This is a genomic window from Rhodococcus sp. P3_B8 (genome assembly GCF_056402775.1).
Map to the genome: position 1 here is coordinate 1 of NZ_JBFUGT010000547.1, position 2,384 is coordinate 2,384.

The window sequence follows — 2,384 nt, forward strand, 5'->3', positions numbered from 1 at the left end:
CCAGTGAGTCTGTGACCGAGGGGCACCCGGACAAGATTTGTGATGCGATCAGCGACTCCATCCTCGACGCGCTCCTCACCGACGACCCGCGCGCCCGCGTCGCCGTCGAGACCCTGGTGACCACCGGACAGGTCCACGTCGCCGGTGAGGTCACGACCACCGCCTACGCCGACATCCCCAAGATCGTGCGCGACACCGTGCTCGAGATCGGGTACGACTCCTCGGCCAAGGGATTCGACGGCAACTCCTGCGGCGTCAACRTCGCGATCGGTGCACAGTCCCCGGAGATCGCCCAGGGCGTCGACCACTCGCACGAGGTCCGCACCGGCGAACTGAGCGACGACGAGATCGACCGTCAGGGCGCCGGCGACCAGGGACTGATGTTCGGGTTCGCGACCACCGACACCCCGGAACTGATGCCGCTGCCGATCGCGCTGGCGCACCGCCTGTCGCGGCGTCTCACCGAGGTCCGCAAGTCCGGTGTCCTGCCATACCTGCGCCCGGACGGCAAGACCCAGGTCACCATCGAATACGACGGTGACAAGGCGGTTCGCCTCGACACCGTGGTCATCTCGACGCAGCACGCCGCCGATATCGACCTCGACAACCTGCTCACCCCGGATCTGCGGGAGAAGGTTCTCGGATCGGTTCTCGCCGAGATCGACATGCCCGAACTCGACGTCTCGAACATCCGTCTGCTCGTCAACCCCACCGGCAAGTTCGTGCTCGGCGGCCCGATGGGTGACGCCGGCCTGACGGGTCGCAAGATCATCGTCGACACCTACGGCGGCATGGCCCGCCACGGCGGCGGCGCGTTCTCCGGCAAGGACCCCTCGAAGGTCGACCGGTCGGCGGCCTACGCCATGCGCTGGGTGGCCAAGAACGCGGTCGCGGCGGGCCTCGCGGACCGGATCGAGGTTCAGGTGGCGTACGCGATCGGCAAGGCGGCGCCGGTGGGTCTGTTCGTCGAGACGTTCGGCACCGAGAAGACGGATCCGGCGCGGATCCAGCAGGCCATCACCGAAACGTTCGACCTGCGGCCCGGCGCCATCATCCGCGACCTCGACCTGCTGCGTCCGATCTACGCGCAGACCGCGGCCTACGGCCACTTCGGTCGCACCGACATCGACCTCCCGTGGGAGAGCATCGACCGGGCGGAGAAGCTGCGGGCAGCCGCAGGCCTCTGATCGGTAGTCACGGCGCGACGGGTGCCGCTCCGGTAGGGGCCGTCGCGTGAGCGCGGAAAAGGTTGCGGCAGAAGTAGATCCGGTTGCCCGGGTGCTGCCGCTGCTTCCGCTTGCCCACCTCGACCGCGAATTCGACTACCTCGTTCCGCAGGACCTCGACGAGCAGGCGCGGCCCGGGGTCCGGGTGCGCATCCGGTTCGCCGGGCGTCTCGTCGACGGGTTCGTCGTCTCCCGGAACGCGACGAGCGACCATCAGGGCCGTTTCGGCTGGCTCGAACGGGTGATCTCGCCCGAGCGGGTTCTGACCGAGGAGATCACCCGGGTGGTCGACCTCGTCGCCGGCCGATACGCCGGAACCCGCGCGGACGTCCTGCGGCTCGCGATCCCGCCGAGGCACGCGCGGGCGGAGTCCGAGGCCGCGTCCGAACCCCCCGAGGTGCCGGACACCGCAATCGAGACCGAGGCGTGGGACCGGTACGTGCACGGCGGCGCATTCCTGACCGCACTGTCGGGGGAGCGTGCCCCGCGCGCGGTCTGGCAGGCGCTCCCCGGCGAGGACTGGCCTGCGCGTCTCGCGGAACTGTCGGGGCTCGTTGCCGCCACCGGGGCGAGCACCGTCGTCGTCGTGCCCGATCAGCGTGATCTCGACCGTGTGGTCGCGGCGGTGGAAAAGCTCCTGGGCAAGGACGCGGTCGTCGGACTCGCCGCCGGTCTCGGCCCGGCGCTGCGGTACCGGCGTTGGCTGGCTGCGCTGCGCGGGACGGCCAAGGTCGTCGTCGGGACCCGGAGTTCGGTGTTCGCGCCGACTCCGCGCACCGGTCTGATCGTGGTCTGGGACGACGGGGACGACAACCATTCCGAGCCGCGCGCACCCTATCCGCACGCCCGCGAGGTGGCGCTGCTCCGCGCGTACGTCAGTGGCTGCGCGGTGGTGCTGGCCGGACACGCGCGAACCGCGGAGGCGCAGGCCCTGGTCGACTCGGGGTGGGCGCACGACCTCGTGGCCTCCCGGGACTCGGTGCGGGCGGCCGCCCCGAAGATCACCGCACTCGCGGACAGTGACCACGCCCTGGCCCGCGATCCCGGTGCACGCGCCGCCCGGTTGCCCGCGATCGCGTTCGCGGCTGCCCGGGAGGCGCTCGGCGCCGGCCGGGGAGTGCTCGTCCAGGGGCCCCGGCGCGGCTACGTGCCCAGCCT

At 71.0% G+C, this 2,384-nt stretch carries 2 protein-coding genes; both read left to right on the plus strand.

Translation table 11 applies throughout. The annotated features are described in order from the left end of the window. Positions 1-1,187 (plus strand): methionine adenosyltransferase (metK, locus tag AC1D1G_RS44320; protein WP_477956841.1); only part of this gene is annotated, 1,187 nt, incomplete at its 5' end. 46 nt (positions 1,188-1,233) lie between these two features. Beyond that, a partial coding sequence (locus AC1D1G_RS44325) for a primosomal protein N' family DNA-binding protein (RefSeq protein ID WP_477956842.1) occupies positions 1,234-2,384 on the plus strand: 1,151 nt, incomplete at its 3' end.